The following is a 17,605-nucleotide window of genomic DNA, read 5'->3' on the forward strand; positions in this document are numbered from 1 at the left end:
GCCTGGCCCTCCCCCACCTGCAGCGCCTGCTGCCTCGCATGGCACCTGCCGACAAGCTCGGCAGCGACGAGTACTCGCTGAGCACGCCGGCCGAACAGGCGCACGCCCAGGCGCTGGGCTGGCACKGCACCGACGGCTGCCTGCCGTGGGCCGCCCATGCGGCCGCGGCCGACGGCGTGCCGACCGGCGATGCCCCCTGGGGTCTGCTGACACCGGTGCACTGGCATGTGGGCGCCGAGCACGTCAGCGTCGGCTACCCGGAACAGCTGCGGCTGAGTGCCACGGAATCGCACGCCCTGTTCGAGGCGGTGCGACCGCTGTTCGAAGGCGAAGGCTGGCAGCTGGCCTGGGGTTCGCCGCTGCGCTGGTACGCGTCGCACGAGTCGCTGGAAGGCCTGCCGACCGCATCGCTCGACCGCGTGATCGGCCGCAACCTCGACCTGTGGATGCCCGACCACCCGCAGGCCAAGGCAATCCGCCGGCTGCAGAACGAGGTGCAGATGATGCTGTACCAGCAGCCGGAGAACGACCACCGCGCCGAGATGAGCATGATGCCGGTCAACTCGTTCTGGCTCAGCGGCTGCGGACGCCGGCAGCCGGCGGGCTCGACCGCCGCGCTGCTCATCGACCACCGGCTGCGGGCCCCGCTGCTGGGCGAGAACTGGGCCGACTGGGCCGAGGCCTGGCGCGCGCTCGACGCCGGCCCGGTGCGCGATCTGCTGGAGCGCAGCGATGCCGGCGCGGCGGTGTCGCTCACCTTGTGCGGCGAGCGCTTCGCGCAGCGGCTCGAGGCGCAGTCGCAGGGCTGGCTCGCGCGGCTGGCGCGCCGCTTCGGCGGCGCGTCGCCGCTCGCGCTGCTGGAGGCGCTGTGATGGCCGAGGTCCGGATCGCCCGCCGCGACGCCCCGCCGCGCAGCGTGTGGGCGCTCGAGCAGGCCGGCGTGCACCCGCTGCTGGCGCAGCTGTTCGCTGCGCGCGGCGTGCGCAGCAACGACGAACTCGACGACGGCCTCGCCCGCCTGATCCCGCCGGCCGAGCTGCACGGCGCGCAGGCCGCCGCGGTGCTGCTGGCCGACGCGATCGCGGCGCGCAAGCGCATCTGCGTGGTCGCCGACTACGACTGCGACGGCGCCACCGCCTGCGCGGTCGCGTTGCGCGGGCTCGCGCTGCTGGGTGCAGCGCCCGGCACGCTGCGGCACATCGTGCCCGACCGCGCGGTGCACGGCTACGGGCTGACGCCGACGATCGTCGACCTGGCCCTCGCGCAGCAGCCCGGTCCGAAACCCGACCTGCTGCTCACCGTCGACAACGGCATCGCGAGCATCGCCGGCGTTGCGCATGCCCGCGCGATGGGTCTCGACGTGCTGGTCACCGACCACCACCTGCCCGCCAAGGAAGGCGAGCAGGTCGTGCTGCCGGACGCCAGCGTGATCGTCAACCCGAACCAGCCCGGCTGCGCCTTCCCGAGCAAGAACCTGGCGGGCGTCGGCGTGATGTTCTACGTGCTGCTCGCGCTGCGCACCGAATTGCGCGCACGCGGTGCCTTCAGCGCCGAGCAGCAGCCGCGTCTCGACGCGCTGCTCGACCTGGTCGCGCTCGGCACGGTGGCCGACGTGGTGCGGCTCGATGCGAACAACCGCCGGCTGGTCGCGCAGGGCCTGCGGCGCATCCGCGCCGGCAAGATGCACGCCGGCATCGCCGCGCTGTTCAGCGCGGCCGGGCGCGATGCGTCGCGCGCCACCGGCTTCGACTTCGGCTTCGCGCTCGGGCCGCGCATCAACGCGGCCGGCCGGCTGTCGGACATGWCGCTSGGCATYGARTGCCTGCTGACCGACGACSCGGCGCGCGSCGMKSAGCTSGCGCARAYGCTGGACRSCATCAACCGCGAGCGCCGCGASGTCGAGGCCGGCATGCGCGAGCAGGCCGAGGCCATGCTCGAGACGCTGATGCCCGAGGGCGATGCGCCGCCGGCACTCGCCATCTACGACCCCGAGTTCCACGAAGGCGTGGTCGGCATCGTCGCCGGGCGGCTGAAGGACCGGCTGCACCGGCCGACCTTCGTGTTCGCGCTCGGCCAGGATGGCTTGCTGAAGGGCTCGGGCCGCTCGATCCCGGGCTTCCACCTGCGCGATGCGCTCGACCTCGTCACCAAGCGCCACCCGGGCGTGCTGAAGCGCTTCGGCGGGCATGCGATGGCGGCGGGCTGCACGCTGGCCGAAGAGGATTTCGACACCTTCGACGGCGCGCTGCAGCAGGTGGCCCGCGAGTGGCTCGATGCGGCGACGCTGTCGCGCACGCTGCTGACCGACGGGCCGCTGGCGGCCGAGTATTTCAATGCCGAGACGGTGCGCTCGCTCGATGCGCAGGTGTGGGGCCAGGCCTTCGAGCCGCCGCTGTTCTGCGACGAGGTCGAGGTCGTGTCGCAGCGCCTGGTGGCCGAGAAGCACCTGAAGCTGTCGGTGCGGCATGCGGGCGCGCTGCGCGATGCGATCTGGTTCGGCCACACCGCGCCGGTGGGCACGCGGGTGCGGCTCGCCTACCAGTTGCGCGTCGACGAATACAACGGCCAGCAGCGGGTGCAGATGGTCGTGGAAGGAGCCGGATGAAAGCGATGATGCGGGCGGCGCTGGTCGCCTCGATGTGCGTGGCGGGTGCTGCCGCGCAGGCGGCGGTCGACGTGGTGACCGTCGCGACCGGGCTGCAGAACCCGTGGGGCCTGGCCTTCCTGCCCGATGGCCGCATGCTCGTCACCGAGCGCCCGGGCCGCCTGCGCATCGTCGCGGCCGATGGCCGGCTCGGCGCGCCGCTGCAGGGCCTGCCGGAGGTCGACGCGCGCAGCCAGGGCGGGCTGCTCGACGTCGCGCTCGACCCGAAGTTCGCGAGCAACGGCCTCGTCTACTGGAGCTATGCCGAGGCCGGCAGCCGCAGCGAGGCCGACAAGAACGGCACCGCGGTCGCGCGCGGCCGGCTGCAAGGCGACAAGCTGACCGGCGTCAGCGTGATCTTCCGGCAGCTGCCGAAGGTGAAGAGCACCGCGCACTTCGGCTCGCGGCTGGTGTTCGGGCGCGACGGCCGCCTGTTCGTCACGCTCGGCGACCGCTACCTGATGCGCGACGACGCACAGAACCTCGGCAACCACCTCGGCAAGGTGGTGCGCATCGAAACCGACGGCGGCGTGCCGGCCGACAACCCGTTCGTCAGGACGGCGGGTGCGCGGCCGGAGCTGTGGAGCATCGGCCACCGCAACCTGCAGGGTGCCGCGCTGAACCCGTGGACTGGCGCGCTGTGGACGCATGAGCACGGCCCGCAGGGCGGCGACGAGGTCAACCTCGATGGGGCCGGCAGGAACTACGGCTGGCCGGTGATCACCTACGGCTGCGAGTACGGCAGCTGCGCCGCGATCGGCGAGGGCAAGGCCAAGGCCGGCATGGAGCAGCCGCTGACGTACTGGGTGCCGTCGATCGCGCCGAGCGGCATGGCCTTTCTCACGAGCGATCGCTACCCGGGCTGGAAGGGCAGCCTGTTCGTCGGCGCGCTGGCGGGGCAGATGCTGGTGCGGCTGCAGCTCGACGGCGACAAGGTCGTCAAGGAGGAGCGGCTGCTGACCGAGCTGCACGAGCGCATCCGCGACGTGCGCCAGGGGCCCGACGGGTTCCTGTACCTGCTGACCGACAACAACCCCGGGCGCGTGCTGCGCGTCACGCCCTGAGGAGAAAGGCCGTTCGGGCTGAGCTTGTCGAAGCCTTGGCGGCATGCGAACGGGTGGCGGGTTACCCCTGCGGCGATGCAGCCTGAGCAGGCTCCCTACAATGTCCTCCGTGAGCCAACCTGCTGTATGGACCAACGCCGACCTGCACTGCCATTCCGCGGTGTCGGACGGCACGCTGCAACCCGAGGAACTCGCGGCGCGCGCGAAGGCCAACGGCGTCGAACTCTGGGCGCTGACCGACCATGACGAGGTCGGCGGCCAGCAGCGTGCCCGGGCGGCGGCGCTGGCGCTGGGCCTGCCCTACCTGACCGGCACCGAGATCTCGGTGACCTTCGCCGGCACCACGGTGCACATCGTCGGGCTCGGCTTCGATGCCGACGATGCGCAGCTCGTCGCCGGCCTCGCCGCGACGCGCGGCGGCCGCGAGGAGCGCGCCCGCGAGATGGCCGCGGGCCTGGCCGAGGTCGGCATCCACGGCGCCTACGAGGGCGCGTTGAAATACGTCGGCAACCCGGAGCTGATCTCGCGCACGCACTTCGCGCGGCACCTGGTGGAGAGCGGCGTCTGCCAGGACACGCACGAGGTCTTCCGCAAGTTCCTCGTCGAGGGCAAGCCGGGCTACGTGCCGCACCGCTGGGCAAAGCTCGGCGACGCGGTGCGCTGGATCCGCGAGGCGCACGGCATCGCGGTGATCGCGCACCCGGGGCGCTACAAGTTCACCGCCAACGAGGAATACGCGCTGTTCACCGAATTCAAGGTGCATGGCGGGCGCGGGGTCGAGGTGATCACCGGCAGCCACTCGAACACCGACTTCATCAAGTACGCCGACATGGCGCTCGAGTTCGAGCTGCTCGCGTCGCGCGGTTCCGATTTCCACAGCCCCGACGAGAGCCACGTCGACCTGGGCACGCTGCCGCCGCTGCCGGGCAAGCTGACGCCGGTGTGGGAAGCGCTCGTCGACCGCGTGCAGCTCCCGTGACCCGACGATCGTGACAGGACAGCGCCCCGCCCGGGGCATCGCGCTGATCGCCCTGGCGGCGCTGTGCTTCGCGACCATGGACACGACGATCAAGTACCTCGGCGCCTTCCTGCCGGTGCTGTTGATCCTGTGGGCGCGCTATGCCTTCCAGGCGGTCTCGATGGGGATCTGGCTGCTGCGCTCGAAGACCGCGGGCTTTCGCACCGCGCACCCGCGTTTCCAGCTGGCGCGCGGCGCGCTGCTGCTGGCCACCAGTGCGCTGAGCTTCTTCGGCGTGCAGCAGATGCCGGTGGCCGAATTCACCGCGATCAACATGCTGACGCCGGTGGTCGTGACGCTGCTGGCGGCCTGGGTGCTGCACGAGCGGGTGTCGACGCTGCGCTGGGCGCTGGTGTGCGCGGCCTTCGTCGGCGCGATCATCGTGATCCGACCGGGCAGCGGGCTGTTCGGCTGGGCGGTGCTGTTCCCGCTGGCCGGCGCCCTCACCTACGCGAGCTTCCAGGTGCTGACGAGCAAGCTGTCGGCGCTGGAGAGCCCGTACACGACGCACTTCTACACCGGCCTGACCGGCGCGCTGGTGCTGACGCCGGTGCTGTTCCTCTTCAGTGCGATCGACACCGACGGCACGCTGTTGGCTGCGCCGCCGCAGCAGCTGGTGCTGCTGCTGGTGATCGGCGCGCTCGGCACGGTGGGCCACCTGTTCCTGATCCTCGCGCTGGGCCTCGCGCCGACGGCGACGCTGATGCCCTTCATCTACCTGCAGATCGGCGTGGCGGCGGCGGTGAGCTGGGCGGTGTTCCGCTACGTGCCGGACGGCTGGGCCTGGGTCGGCATGGGCGTGATCGCGGTGTGCGGTGCGGCGAGCGCGTGGCTGAACATGCGCAAGACCGCGGCGCACCCCGCGACATCGACAGTAGCGGCCGACACGATCGCGGATTAGCATCGCGGCCCATGCCGCAATTCTTCGAAGTCCATCCCGAGAACCCGCAACAGCGCCTGCTGAAGCAGGCCGCGCAGATCCTGCACGACGGCGGCATCGCCGCGGTGCCGACCGATTCGAGCTATGCGCTGGTGTGCCACCTCGACGACAAGGCGGCGGCCGAGAACCTGCGGCGCATCCGCGGCGTCGACGACAAGCACCACCTGACGCTGCTGTGCCGCGACCTGTCGGAGCTGGCGAGCTACGCCCGCGTCGACAACCGGCAGTACCGGCTGATGAAGCATRCGACGCCGGGGCCGTTCACCTTCATCCTCGAGGCGACGAAGGAAGTGCCGCGGCGCGTGTCGCACCCGTCGCGCCGCACCATCGGCCTGCGCGTACCGGACCACAGGATGCTGCTGCAGCTGCTCGACATCTTCGGCGAGCCGTTGCTGTCGACCACGCTGATCGCGCCGGGGGAGACCGAGCCGATGAACGACCCGGATGAGATCCGCGAGCGTTTCCAGGGCCAGGTGCAGGCGGTGGTCGATGCGGGCGCATGCCCGCGCGAGCCGACGACGGTGGTCGACCTGACGACAGACGAGCCGGTGCTGTTCCGTTTGGGAAGGGGAGACCCCGCCCTGCTGGGACTGCCAGTGGACTGAGACAACTCAGGCGGTGGGCGCGACCAGCAACCCGTCGTCCTTCAGCTTGAACTGCCGCACCGCATCCACCAGCCGCGCCGCCTGCTGCTGAAGACTGTCCGCCGCAGCAGCCGATTGCTCGACCAGCGCCGCGTTCTGCTGCGTCACCTGCTCGATCTGCATCACCGAATCGCTGACCAGGCCGATGCCGGCCGTCTGCTCGCCGGTCGCGGTGCTGATCTCGTCGATCAGCTCGGCCACCCGCTTCACCTGCGCCACGACATCCTTCATCGTCACGCCCGCATCGCCCACCAGCTGCGTGCCGGCTGCCACCTTCTCGACGCTCGCGCCGATCAGCGCCTTGATCTCCTTGGCCGCCTGCGCGCTGCGCTGCGCGAGGCTGCGCACCTCGCTGGCCACCACCGCGAAGCCGCGGCCCTGCTCGCCGGCGCGCGCCGCTTCCACCGCCGCATTCAGCGCGAGGATGTTGGTCTGGAACGCGATGCCGTCGATCACGCCGATGATGTCGCTGATCTTGCGCGAGCTGGCGCTGATCTCCTCCATCGTCGTCACCACCCTGCCGACCACGTCGCCGCCCTGCACCGCCACCTGGCGGGCCGAGCTCGCGAGCTGCGTGGCCTGGCGCGCGGTGTCGGCATTCGCCCGCACCGTCGCGGTGATCTGCTCCATCGACGCTGCCGTGCGCTGCAGGTTCGAGGCCTGCTCCTCGGTGCGCTGCGACAGGTCGGCGTTGCCGCCGGCGATCTGGCTCGAGCCGGTCGCGATGCTGTCCGAGCCGGCCCGCACCGCGCCGACCACCCGCACCAGGCTGTCGTTCATCACCTGCAAGGCACCGAGCAGCTGCCCGGTCTCGTCGCCGCTGCGCACCTCGATGCGCGAGGTCAGGTCGCCGGCCGCCACCGTCTCGGCCACCAGCACCRCGCGCCGCAGCGCACCGGTGATCGAGCGGCTGATCACCAGGCTGATGGCGACCGCGCACAGCGCAGCCACACCGGCCAGCACCAGTGTCGTGACGATCCCCGCGCGGCCCGAAGCCTGGGCCTGGCGCGCGGCGTCCTGCATCTGCGTTTCCTGGAAGCGAACCATGTCGAGCGAAGCGGCCAGGTAGGCGTCCTGCAGCGGCCGCACTTCCTTCAGCAGGAAGTTGCGCGCCGCATCCGGCAGGTTGGCCTGCAGCAGCGTGACCACCTTCTGGCGCTTCTTGACGTAGGCGTCACCGCTTTCCTGCAAGGCCTTCAGCAGCTCGTCGCCCTTGGGCGAGGCGCCGGTCGCGGCCAGCTTCTCGCGCAGCTGCGAGATCTCGCGCGTGGCCTCGCTGACCTTCGTGATGTAGCCCTTGACCTCGGCCTCGTCACCGACGGCCAGCACCGCGCTGCGCAGGTGGTTGGCCTGCTTGTTGACGGCGCGGTCGATCTCGGTGGCCAGCGCGATCTGGCCGTAGCCCTCGCTGACGATCTCGGCCGTGGCCGCATTGATGGCGCGGATGCGCCACACCGACACGCCGGTGATCAGCACCAGCAACAGGATCACGACGCCGAAACCCAGGCCCAGCCGCGTCCCGATCTTCATCCGGTTGACGAAATTCATGTTGTCTCCTGAATCGCCCGCGCAGCCTGGGCGGCTGCAACGGGATCAGGAGGCTATCGGCGCGGCCCGGCACCGACTTGAGTACGAGCGGACCCTATTTCGTCAGGATCAGCTTGCCGAGCGACGTTTGCCGCAAACGGTACTCGATGCCGTGGTGGTCGATGATGACCAGCGTTTCCCCGGCGAAGACCGCGTCGCTGGTGATGCAGCGCAGCGGACCTGCCGCGCCGCCGCCGACCGGCTGCACGCGGGGAGAACGGACGGGCGCCGCGGGCAGGGCCTGCGCGGCGGAGGACAGGTGGGTGGAGGTGTGCATGGCTTGCAGTTTAAATGCGAACCGTTCGCATCTACAAGCCCCCTCGTCTGCAAATCCCCTGCGCCGGCCCGGCTTTCGCCGCATGGAGCTGACGTATCAGACCTTCAGCGCCGCGGTGACGACGATCTCGATCCGGTAGGCCGGGTTCGCCAGCTTCGCCTGCACGGTGGCCCGCGGCGGGGCATCGCCGGGGGCGACCCAGTCGTCCCAGACCTCGTTCATGCCGGCGAAATCGGCCATGTCGGCCAGGAAGATCTGCGCCATCAGGATGTGCGCGTTGTCGGTGTGCGCTTCGGCGAGCAGCCGGTCGACCATCGCCAGCACCTGGCGGGTCTGGCCACGGATGTCCTGCGTGGTGTCGTCGGGCACCTGGCCGGCGAGGTAGACCGTGCCATGGTGGATGGCCATGTCGGAATAGCGGTCCTCGACGTGGAAACGCCGTACGGCGTGGGTCATGGCTTGGCTCCGTGGTCGGAATGTTTGTGGGAATGCTTGTGCGGGTGTTGCGGCGGGTGTTGGTGCTGATGTTGCGGCTGATGTTGCGGCGGATGCCCCTTGGCCGCCGCAGCCGCCGCCTTCTTGCTGCCGAGCTTGCTCTCGGTGCCGGCGATCAGCTTCTGGATGTTGGGCAGGTGGCGCCAGACCAGCAGCAGGCTCATCACGACGATCGCGCCGGCGAGCGGGCCGCCGTCCCAGATCAGCAATTGGTAGAACGGCGCGAAGACCGCCGCCACCAGCGCCGCCAGCGACGAGTAGCGGAAGAAGCCCGCGATGATGATCCAGGTGAGCAGCGTCGCCGCGCCCAGCCACGGGTTGAACGCGAGCAGCACGCCGGCCGCGGTGGCGACGCCCTTGCCGCCCTGGAAGCGGAAGAACACCGGCCACAGGTGGCCGACGAAGGCCGCCAGCCCGACCAGCGCCACGGTGCCCTCGCGCAGCCCGAAACGCGCACCGAACAGCACCACCAGCAGCACCGGCACGTAGCCCTTCAGCGCATCGAGCAGCAGCGTCAGGATGGCCGCGGTCTTGTTGCCCGAGCGCAGCACGTTGGTCGCGCCCGGGTTGCCCGAGCCGTAGCTGCGTGGATCGTTCAGGCCCATGGCCCGGCTGACGATCACGGCGAACGACAGCGAGCCGATCAGGTAGGCCGCGATCACGGCGGCAACGGTGTAGAGAGTCTCCATGGGGTCTTGGCCGCGGGCGCGGGGCGTCCGGCTGGCAGTTTCGGCTGGGCGCCTATTCTGCACCGGCGCACTGCACCGGCCTGGCCCCGAGCAGGCTCGTCAGCACGCCGGGCGAGATGCCGACCAGGTAGCCGCGCCGCCCGCCGTTGATGTAGATGCCGGGCAGCTCGAGGATGCCGGCCTCCACGTACACCGGCATCGCCTTGCGGGTGCCGAACGGCGAGGTGCCGCCGACCAGGAAGCCGCTGTGGCGCTGCGCCACCTCGGGCTTGCACGGCGCGACCTTCTTCGCGCCGATCTGTCGCGCGAGGTTCTTCGTGCTGACCTGGCGATCGCCGTGCATCAGCACGATCAGCGGCGCGGCGGTCTCGTCCTCCATCACCAGCGTCTTGACGACGTGGTGCTCGTCGACGCCGAGCTGGCGCGCCGATTCGGTGGTGCCGCCATGCTCGACGTAGTCGTAGAGGTGTTCGGTGAACGCGATGCCGTTCTTGCGCAGCAGCTGCGTCGCGGGGGTCTCGGAAGCGTGGTCCTTGCGTGCCATGTCCGCGAGTGTAGGGAATCGCTCTGTATCACTCTTTGTCCGATCGGATTGCGTACACAGCACGGGACAAAACGGCCGCGTTCACGACACACCCCGGATACGTCGGACCGGCTCAATGACGCATCCCAACACGAGAGGTTCGCCATGTCCGAGAAGATCGATCTCCAACGCCGCCACCTGTTCGGTGCAGCAGCCCTGGGCTTCAGCGCGCTGCAGCTGGGCCTGGTCACGCCCGCTGCGGCGCAGTCGTCGCGCGCCACGCTGCCCGACATCAAGCCCGGCACCAACACCTCGTTCGGCGCGCTGAAGCAGGTCGACGCCGGCGTGCTGAGCGTCGGCTACGCCGAAGCCGGTCCGGCCGACGGGCCGGTGGTGATGCTGTTCCACGGCTGGCCCTACGACATCCACACCTATGTCGACGTGGCGCCGCTGCTGGCCTCGGCGGGCTACCGCGTGATCGTCCCGTTCCTGCGCGGCTACGGCACGACGCGCTTCCTGTCGGCCGACACGCCGCGCAACGGCCAGCAGGGCGCCATCGCGCAGGACGTGATCGCGCTGATGGACGCGCTGAAGATCGACCGGGCCGTGATGGCCGGCTGCGACTGGGGCGCGCGCACCGCCTGCATCGTCGCGGTGCTGTGGCCGCAGCGCACGAAGGCGCTGGTGTCGGTCAGCGGCTACCTGGTGACCAACGTGCAGGCCGGCCAGCAGCCGCTGCCGCCGGCGGCCGAGCTGCAGTGGTGGTACCAGTTCTACCTGACGACCGAACGCGGCCGCCGCGGCTACGACGCGAACCGCCATGCGTTCGCGAAGCTGATCTGGCAGACGGCGTCGCCGCAGTGGCGTTTCGACGATGCGACCTTCGACCGCTCCGCCAAGGCGCTGGACAACCCCGACCACGTCGCGATCGCGGTCCACAACTACCGCTGGCGGCTCGGCCTCGCAGCCGGCGAATCGAAGTACGACGAGATCGAGGCGAAGCTGGCCACCGCGCCGCGCATCACGGTGCCGGCCATCACGCTGGAAGGCGATGCCAACGGCGCGCCGCACCCGGAACCGTCGGCGTATGCCGGGAAGTTCACCGGCCCGTACGAGCACCGCAACGTCTCCGGCGGCATCGGCCACAACCTGCCGCAGGAAGCGCCGCGTGCGTTCGCGCAGGCGGTGATCGACGTCGCGAAGGCATGAGCCCGCATCCTTTTTCAACCCACGGTATCCATCCCATGAAGACACTCCTCTCCCTCACCCTCGTCGCCGCCACGTTCAGCATGGCCGCCACCGCACACGCTGCCGATGCGAAGGACGCCTCGAAGCCCGCTGTCGTGATCGTCCACGGCGCCTTCGCCGACGGCTCCGACTGGGCCAAGGTCATCCCGCTGCTGCAGGCCAAGGGTGTCAGCGTCACTGCGGTGCAGAACCCGCTGAGCTCGCTGGAAGACGACGTGGCCGCCGCGAAGCGGTCCATCGATGCGCAGCCGGGCAAGGTCGTGCTGGTCGGCCATTCGTGGGGCGGCACGGTGATCACCGAAGCCGGCAACAACGACAAGGTCGCCGCGCTGGTCTACGTCGCCGCGTTCGCGCCGGACGCCGGCCAGTCGACCGCCGACGCCGGCAAGGGCTATGCACCGGCCCCGGGGCTGGCCCACCTCGTCAGCGACGCCTCGGGCTTCCTGCGCCTGAGCGAGGAAGGCATGGCGAAGCACTTCGCCCCCGACCTGCCGGCGAAGCAGACCTCGGTGATGTTCGCGACGCAGGGCCCGATCCTCGGCAAGGCCTTCGGTCAGCCCGTCACGACCGCCGCCTGGAAGACCCGGCCGAGCTGGTTCGTCGTCGCGTTGAACGATCACATGATCCCGCCGCCGCAGCAGCAGGATATGGCGAAGAAGATCGGCGCCACCGTGACCGATCTGAAGACCAGCCACGTCCCGCAGCAGGTGCAGCCCGAGAAGGTCGCCGCCGTGATACTCGCCGCCGTGCAAGCTGTTCGCTGAGGCCCGCCATGTCCATCCTCCACCGCATCACGTCGCTGGGCCGGCCGCTGACCCTGCTGGCCGTGCTGGCCGCCTGCCTCGCAACGCCCGCGGCCCACGCGGCCGAGCCGCCGATGCCAYGCCTGGACGGCGCGGTCGGCTGGCTCAACTCACCGCCGCTGACGCTCGAGTCGCTGCGCGGCAAGGTGGTGCTGGTGGATTTCTGGACGTACTCGTGCATCAACTGCCTGCGCACGCTGCCCCACGTGCGGGCCTGGGCGCAGCGCTACACGGCCCAGGGCCTGGTGGTGGTCGGTGTGCACACGCCGGAGTTCGCGTTCGAGAAGAACCTCGCGAACGTCGAGCGCGCGACCAAGGACCTGAAGATCGACTTCCCGGTCGCGATCGACAGCAACTACGCGATCTGGCGCTCGTTCCAGAACCGCGCCTGGCCGGCGTTCTACCTCGTCGATGCGCAGGGCCTCATCCGCCACCGGCAGTTCGGCGAAGGCGACTTCGACACCGCGGAGAAGATGATCCAGGCGCTGCTGAAGGAATCGGGCAGCGAGGCGGCGCGCAAGCCGGCGCCCTCCGTCGCGCTGGACACCCGCGGCATCGGCCTGCCGCCCGACATGGCGAACGCGAAGTCGCAGGAAACCTACGTCGGCTACCAGCAGGCGGAAGGTTTCTCGTCACCGGGCGGGATCGTTCCCGAACGCAGCCACCTGTACGCGCCGGGCACGCCGCGGGTGAACGAATGGGGGCTGTCGGGCGAGTGGACGGTGCGACCCGAGTTCGCCGAGCTGGGCCGCGCCGGCGGCAGCGTGGTGTATCGCTTCCATGCGCGCGACCTGCACCTGGTGCTCGGCCGCGCATCGGCCGGCATGCCGGTGCGCTTCCGGTTGACGCTGGACGGCAAGCCGCCCGGTGCCGACCACGGTGTCGACACCGATGCCGACGGCAACGGCGTGATCGACGCCGAGCGCCTGTACCAGCTGGTGCGCCAGCAGGGCCGCATCGGCGACCGGACCATCGAGATCCGCTTCCTCGACCCGGGGGCCCGGGCGTTTGCGTTCACCTTCGGCTGAGCCGGCGAGCGCCTGCAGCGCGCGCCGTCACTGCGCCGGGTCGCGGTGCGTCCAGCGGATCGCGTCGATCTCGGCCAGCAGCTCCGGCGACAGCGTCGTGCCCCAGGCCGCCAGGTTCTCGTCCAGCTGCGCGAGCGACGTGACGCCGATGATGGTGCTCGCGACGCGCCGGCTGCCGTAGACGAAGGCGAGCGCGAGCTGCGTCGGCGAGAGGCCGTGGCGCCGTGCCAGCGCGTTGTACAGGCGCGCGGCGGCCAGCGCCTCGGGGCGGCCCCAGCGGCCCTTCTTCATGCCGTCGAAGATCGCCAGYCGCCCGGGCTTGTCGGCGGCATCGAAGCCGATCTCGTCGTACTTGCCGGTCAGCGCGCCGAACGCGAGCGGCGAGTAGGCGAGCAGCGAGACCTGCTCGCGGTACAGCGTCTCGTCGAGCCCGTTGTCGAGCGCTCGGCTGGTCAGCGCATACGGGTTCTGCACGGTGGCGATGCGCGGCAGCCCATGCTGGCCGGCCAGCCGCACGAATTCGCCGACGCCCCACGGCGTCTCGTTCGACAGCCCGATGTGCCGCACCTTGCCGGCCTTCACCAGCCCGGCCAGCGCCTGCAGCTGCTCGTGGATGCTGCTGAATTCGGCATCCTTGGACGGATCGAAATACAACGCACCGAAGGTCGGCACGTTGCGGTTCGGCCAGTGGATCTGGTAGAGGTCGATCACGTCGGTGCGCAGGCGCTTCAGGCTGTCGTCGCAGGCCTGCACGATCTCGGCCGGCAGCAGGTTCGCGCTGCCGCCGCGCACCCAGTCCATGCTGCGGCCGGGGCCGGCCACCTTGGTCGCGAGCACCACCTTCTGGCGCACGCCGGGCCGGGCCGCGAACCAGTTGCCGACGATGCGTTCGGTGGCGCCGTAGGTCTCGCGGCGCGTCGGCACCGCGTACATCTCGGCGGTGTCGATGAAGTTGATGCCGCGCGCGACGGCTTCGTCGAGGATGCGGTGCGCCGCAGCTTCGTCGACCTGTTCGCCGAAGGTCATCGTGCCGAGGCAGATCGGGGTGACGCGCAGGTCGCTGCGGCCGAGCGGGAGGGTGGTGAAGGTCGTCATCCGGCCAGTTTAGGGAGATTTCCGGAACCGCGTGCCCGCTCCTCTTCCTCCAGCCGCAGCACGCGCCGCTGCACCTTGCCGGTGGTCGTCATCGGCAGCGCGTCGATGAACTCGATCTCCTTCGGGTACTCGTAGGGCGCGAGCCGGCCCTTCACATGCGCCTGCAGCTGCTCGACCAGCGCCGCATCGCCGGCCACGCCGGCCGCCAGCACCACGTAGGCCTTGACCAGCGCGCCGCGCTCGGCATCGGGCTTCGGCACCACCGCCGCGTTCGCGACGGCCGGGTGMTTGACCAGGCAGTTCTCGATCTCGCTCGGCCCGATCCGATAGCCTGCTGCCTTGAACACGTCGTCGCTGCGGCCCTGGTACCAGAGGTAGCCGTCGTCGTCCATCAGCGCGGTGTCGCCGGTGCGGCACCAGCTGTCGTCGGGGTCGCCGGTGAACTTGGCGCGCGTCGCGCCGTCGTTCTTCCAGTAGCCGAGGAAGAAGACCGGGTCGGGCGTGCCGTGCACGTCGCGGCGGTGCACCGCGACGTCGCCCGGCGTGCCGCGCGGGCATTCGCGGCCGGCGTCGTCGAGCACCGCGACGCGGTGGCCCGGGTAGGCGCGGCCCATGCTGCCCGGGCGCGCCGGCCAGCCGGGCTGCGCGCGGCCTTCGGCATCCAGGTATTCGGTGCAGTTGCCGACCACGTAGTTGATCTCGGTCTGGCCGAACATCTCGTTGACGGTGATGCCGAGCTGCTCGCGGCACCAGGCGAACACCGCGTCGCCGACCGCCTCGCCGGCGCTCATCACCGTGCGCAGCCGCAGCGCGTAGCGTCCGCGCGGCGACGGCACGGCCTTCATCATCGCCTTCAGCGCGGTCGGGAACAGGAAGGTGTTGGTGACGCCGTAGCGCGCCATCAGCTCGAAGGCCTTCTCGGGGCTGAAGCGCCCCTGGTACGCGACGATCTCGCGGCCGAAGTACAGCGTGGGCAGCAGCGCGTCCATCAGCCCGCCGGTCCAGGCCCAGTCGGCCGGGCTCCAGAACACCTCGTCGCGGCGCGGGAACCAGTTCTGGCTCGCGACGAAGCCGCTCAGGTTGCCGATCAGCGCCTGCTGCGGCAGCAGTGCGCCCTTCGGCGGGCCGGTGGTGCCGCTGGTGTAGATCAGGATCGCCGGGTCGGCGGCCCGCGTCGTGACGGGCACGAAGCCGCCCTCGTCCTGCTGCAGCAGCGTGTCCCAGTCGACATCGCCCTGCCCGGCCGCCGCGCCGGCCGCGACGATGCAGCGCAGCGCCGGGCACTGCGGCCGCACCGCACGCAGCGCGGCGATCGAGGCCTCGTCGCCGATCGCGACACCGGCCTCGCTGTGCTGCAGCCGGAACTCGAGCGCCTCGGGGCCGAACAGCACCGACAGCGGCATCGCGACCGCGCCCAGCTGGTGCAATGCCATGTGGGCGACGGCGGTCTCGATGCGCTGCGCCATCACGATCGCGACGCGGTCGCCGCGCCGCACGCCGAGCCGCTGCAGCGCCGCCGCGAGCCGGCGCGAACGGGCCTGCAGCTGGCGCCAGCTGCAGGTGCGGCGCGTGCCGTCCTCGTGCTCGTGGCGGATCGCGATCGCGTCCGGCGTCTCGCGCGCCCAGCGGGCGCAGCAGGCCTCGCCGATGTTGAAATCCGCCGGCACCTGCCAGCGGAAGGTGGAATGCAGGGCCGCGTAGGAATCGGCCATGCCCATTGACTCAGGCGCCGAAGCGGGCCAGCTCATCGCCGGTGATGCGGCAGATGCGCCAGTCGGGCAGCATCGTCGCGCCCATGCGCTCGTAGAAGCGGATGGCGTTCTCGTTCCAGTCGAGCACGCTCCACTCGAAGCGGCCGTAGCCGCGATCGACCGCCAGCCGCGCGAGCCGCGTCAGCATGGCCTCGCCGACGCCCTCGCCGCGGTGCGCGGGCTGCACGTACAGGTCTTCGAGGTAGAGCCCCGGCTGCGCGAGGAAGGTGGAGAAGTTGGTGAAGAACAGCGCGAAGGCGATCACCTCGCCGTCGGCCTCGGCCACCATCGCCTCGGCGACGGCCTTTTCGCCGAACAGGTGCGGCCGCAGCTTCTCGGGGGTGACCTGCAGCAGGTGGGTCAGTTTCTCGAACTCGGCGAGTTCGCGGATCAGGCCGACGATCGGCACGACATCGCGCAGTTCGGCGGCGCGCAGCGCGTAGGCGGGGTTGCCGTCGAGCGGCATCGGGGAGGAGGGCATCCGCCGATTGTCTCTCAGCCTCTACCCTTCAGCCCCCGTCCCTCGGCCCCCCAGATCAGGCGGCCAGCCGCTCCCAGGCGGCGGCCGGGGTGGCGCGCGCCGGCTGCGGCCAGATCACGCAGACGGTGCGCGGGGGCAGCAGGTGCTGGCGAAAGAACGCGACGGCCCGCGCGGGGTGCGCCGCTGCCAGCACGGCGCGGATGGCCGGCTCGCCGGCCGCGGCGTCCAGCACCACGTTCGAGCCGGTCGAGCCCATCACACCGATGCGCCCCGGCGGGTGGCCGCGGTCCAGCAGGTAGTCGACGGCGCCGAGCAGGTCGTCGCGCTCGCGCTGCCCGGAGCCGCCACGCCGCTGGATCACCAGCACCGACAGGCCTTGCGTGCGCAGCGCCTGTGCCAGCGCGCGGTTGCGCCGGCCGTCACGACCGTTGACCAGGACCACCGCGGCGCGTCCGCCCGGCACCGGCAGGTACTCGGCGCGGACCAACGCCCGGCCACCGCGTGCCGCGAAACCCACCGTGTCGAGCACCGATCCGGCGCGCGCCGGTGGCTTCGGGCGCACCCGTGCGCGGCGGTACGCCGCTGTCAGCCAACCCGTGGCGCAGGCGATGGCGCATCCCGATGCGATGAGCGGCCATGGCGAGCTGAAGTCCATGATGAAAAATCCCCCTGAGCGAAACCGAGTGTCCGAATCCACGCTCTCGCCGTCCTTCAATGTCCTGAAGCCGGCCTGAATCGTTCTGAAAGTCGGTGTCATCGCGTAAATTCGCCGGCTTGGAGGATCCCCTTTGCCTGACCACTACCGCTTCGGACACGTCGCGCTGAATCCGGCCACCCGCCAGTTGCTGATCGACGGCCAGCCGGCGCTGCTGGGCGCGCGCGCCTTCGACCTGCTGCAGGCGCTGGTCGAGCGCAGCGACCGGCTGGTGTCCAAGGGCGAACTGCTGGACCTCGTCTGGCCCGGCCTCGTGGTCGAGGAGAACAACCTGCAGGTGCACGTCTCGGCGCTGCGCAAGCTGCTGGGCGCGCAGGCGATCGCGACCGTGCCCGGGCGTGGCTACCGCTTCACGATGGCCGCGCAGGCGCCTGCCGTGTCCTCCCCCGCACCTGCACCTGCCCCCGCGCTGGCCGCGGCCGCCGTGCCGCCGCGCGACACCCTGCCCGAGCGGCCGGTCGCGCTGCTCGGCCGCGAGCGGGAGCTGCCCGAGCTGCTCGCGCAACTCGACCGCTCGGGCCTGGTGACGCTGGTCGGGCCCGGCGGCATCGGCAAGACCACGCTCGCCCGCGCCGCGGCCCAGGCCGGGCGCCAGGCCTGGGC

General features: G+C 70.8%; 20 protein-coding genes. 11 read left to right on the forward strand and 9 right to left on the reverse strand.

Annotated features, from left to right (window positions below; genetic code table 11):
* From AC1D12_RS06450 to AC1D12_RS06475, 6 genes are all read left to right on the forward strand, one after another.
* A partial coding sequence (locus AC1D12_RS06450) for a hypothetical protein (RefSeq protein ID WP_477839447.1) occupies positions 1-872 on the forward strand: 872 nt, incomplete at its 5' end.
* Complete coding sequence (gene recJ / locus AC1D12_RS06455; protein WP_477839449.1) at positions 872-2,605, forward strand: single-stranded-DNA-specific exonuclease RecJ; 1,734 nt, start codon at positions 872-874, stop codon at positions 2,603-2,605. The genes AC1D12_RS06450 and recJ, both read left to right, overlap by 1 nt.
* The gene (locus AC1D12_RS06460; RefSeq protein ID WP_477839451.1) at positions 2,602-3,708 is read left to right on the forward strand and encodes a PQQ-dependent sugar dehydrogenase; all 1,107 of its coding nucleotides are present in this window, start codon (positions 2,602-2,604) and stop codon (positions 3,706-3,708) included. Before recJ ends, AC1D12_RS06460 begins: the two co-directional genes overlap by 4 nt.
* A gap of 109 nt (positions 3,709-3,817) precedes the next feature.
* Positions 3,818-4,687 carry a 3',5'-nucleoside bisphosphate phosphatase gene (locus AC1D12_RS06465; RefSeq protein WP_465115076.1) on the forward strand — a complete coding sequence of 290 codons (870 nt, stop codon included), beginning with the start codon at positions 3,818-3,820 and terminating at the stop codon, positions 4,685-4,687.
* A 10-nt stretch (positions 4,688-4,697) separates the two neighbouring features.
* Entirely contained in the window at positions 4,698-5,627 is a 930-nt protein-coding gene (locus tag AC1D12_RS06470; RefSeq protein WP_477839454.1) for a DMT family transporter, read from the forward strand.
* 11 nt (positions 5,628-5,638) lie between these two features.
* Complete coding sequence (locus AC1D12_RS06475) at positions 5,639-6,271, forward strand: L-threonylcarbamoyladenylate synthase (protein WP_477839456.1); 633 nt, start codon at positions 5,639-5,641, stop codon at positions 6,269-6,271.
* A gap of 6 nt (positions 6,272-6,277) precedes the next feature.
* Here the strand turns inward: AC1D12_RS06475 and AC1D12_RS06480 are convergent, their stop codons facing one another.
* The 5 genes from AC1D12_RS06480 to ybaK form a co-directional block, all read right to left on the reverse strand.
* Positions 6,278-7,858 (reverse strand): methyl-accepting chemotaxis protein, encoded by a 1,581-nt coding sequence (locus AC1D12_RS06480; protein WP_477839458.1) that lies wholly within the window; start codon positions 7,856-7,858, stop codon positions 6,278-6,280.
* 94 nt (positions 7,859-7,952) lie between these two features.
* Positions 7,953-8,174, reverse strand: a complete 222-nt coding sequence (gene hemP, locus AC1D12_RS06485) for a hemin uptake protein HemP (protein WP_156154859.1) — start codon at positions 8,172-8,174, stop codon at positions 7,953-7,955.
* Positions 8,175-8,270: 96 nt separating this feature from the next.
* The gene (locus AC1D12_RS06490) at positions 8,271-8,630 is read right to left on the reverse strand and encodes a RidA family protein (RefSeq protein WP_047587532.1); all 360 of its coding nucleotides are present in this window, start codon (positions 8,628-8,630) and stop codon (positions 8,271-8,273) included.
* A complete protein-coding gene (gene plsY, locus AC1D12_RS06495; RefSeq protein WP_465113923.1) occupies positions 8,627-9,358 on the reverse strand; it encodes a glycerol-3-phosphate 1-O-acyltransferase PlsY in 732 nt (243 codons plus the stop codon). The genes AC1D12_RS06490 and plsY overlap by 4 nt, the downstream gene beginning before the upstream one ends.
* A 52-nt stretch (positions 9,359-9,410) precedes the next feature.
* Complete coding sequence (ybaK, locus tag AC1D12_RS06500; protein WP_465113924.1) at positions 9,411-9,902, reverse strand: Cys-tRNA(Pro) deacylase; 492 nt, start codon at positions 9,900-9,902, stop codon at positions 9,411-9,413.
* 144 nt (positions 9,903-10,046) lie between these two features.
* Between ybaK and AC1D12_RS06505 the strand changes: the two genes are divergently transcribed.
* From AC1D12_RS06505 to AC1D12_RS06515, 3 genes are read left to right on the forward strand one after another with little or no spacing between them, the layout of a single operon-like run.
* Positions 10,047-11,090 carry an alpha/beta fold hydrolase gene (locus AC1D12_RS06505; RefSeq protein ID WP_477825987.1) on the forward strand — a complete coding sequence of 348 codons (1,044 nt, stop codon included), beginning with the start codon at positions 10,047-10,049 and terminating at the stop codon, positions 11,088-11,090.
* A 35-nt stretch (positions 11,091-11,125) separates the two neighbouring features.
* Positions 11,126-11,893, forward strand: coding sequence for an alpha/beta fold hydrolase (locus AC1D12_RS06510; RefSeq protein ID WP_477825988.1), 768 nt, complete (start codon positions 11,126-11,128; stop codon positions 11,891-11,893).
* Between the two features lie 8 nt (positions 11,894-11,901).
* Positions 11,902-12,960: a thioredoxin family protein gene (locus AC1D12_RS06515; protein WP_477839460.1), complete on the forward strand. Its 1,059-nt coding sequence runs from the start codon at positions 11,902-11,904 to the stop codon at positions 12,958-12,960.
* 27 nt (positions 12,961-12,987) lie between these two features.
* On the opposite strand, the gene AC1D12_RS06520 is transcribed toward AC1D12_RS06515, so the two are convergent.
* From AC1D12_RS06520 to AC1D12_RS06535, 4 genes are read right to left on the reverse strand one after another with little or no spacing between them, the layout of a single operon-like run.
* Entirely contained in the window at positions 12,988-14,055 is a 1,068-nt protein-coding gene (locus AC1D12_RS06520) for an aldo/keto reductase (RefSeq protein ID WP_477825990.1), read from the reverse strand.
* Positions 14,052-15,767, reverse strand: a complete 1,716-nt coding sequence (locus AC1D12_RS06525) for an acetate--CoA ligase (RefSeq protein ID WP_477839462.1) — start codon at positions 15,765-15,767, stop codon at positions 14,052-14,054. Before AC1D12_RS06525 ends, AC1D12_RS06520 begins: the two co-directional genes overlap by 4 nt.
* Before the next feature lie 10 nt (positions 15,768-15,777).
* Entirely contained in the window at positions 15,778-16,287 is a 510-nt protein-coding gene (locus tag AC1D12_RS06530) for a GNAT family N-acetyltransferase (RefSeq protein WP_477827807.1), read from the reverse strand.
* Between the two features lie 55 nt (positions 16,288-16,342).
* Positions 16,343-16,816 carry an alpha/beta hydrolase family protein gene (locus tag AC1D12_RS06535; RefSeq protein WP_477827806.1) on the reverse strand — a complete coding sequence of 158 codons (474 nt, stop codon included), beginning with the start codon at positions 16,814-16,816 and terminating at the stop codon, positions 16,343-16,345.
* On the opposite strand from AC1D12_RS06535, the gene AC1D12_RS06540 reads away from it, so the two are divergent.
* Both AC1D12_RS06540 and AC1D12_RS06545 read left to right on the forward strand, forming a co-directional pair.
* Entirely contained in the window at positions 16,806-17,021 is a 216-nt protein-coding gene (locus tag AC1D12_RS06540) for a hypothetical protein (protein WP_465113932.1), read from the forward strand. The two genes, AC1D12_RS06535 and AC1D12_RS06540, sit on opposite strands and share 11 nt — an antisense overlap.
* 54 nt (positions 17,022-17,075) lie before the next feature.
* Positions 17,076-17,605: winged helix-turn-helix domain-containing protein (locus tag AC1D12_RS06545; RefSeq protein WP_477839464.1), on the forward strand; the 530-nt coding region annotated here is incomplete at its 3' end.

It is taken from the genome of Rhizobacter sp. P1_G5, assembly GCF_056405435.1.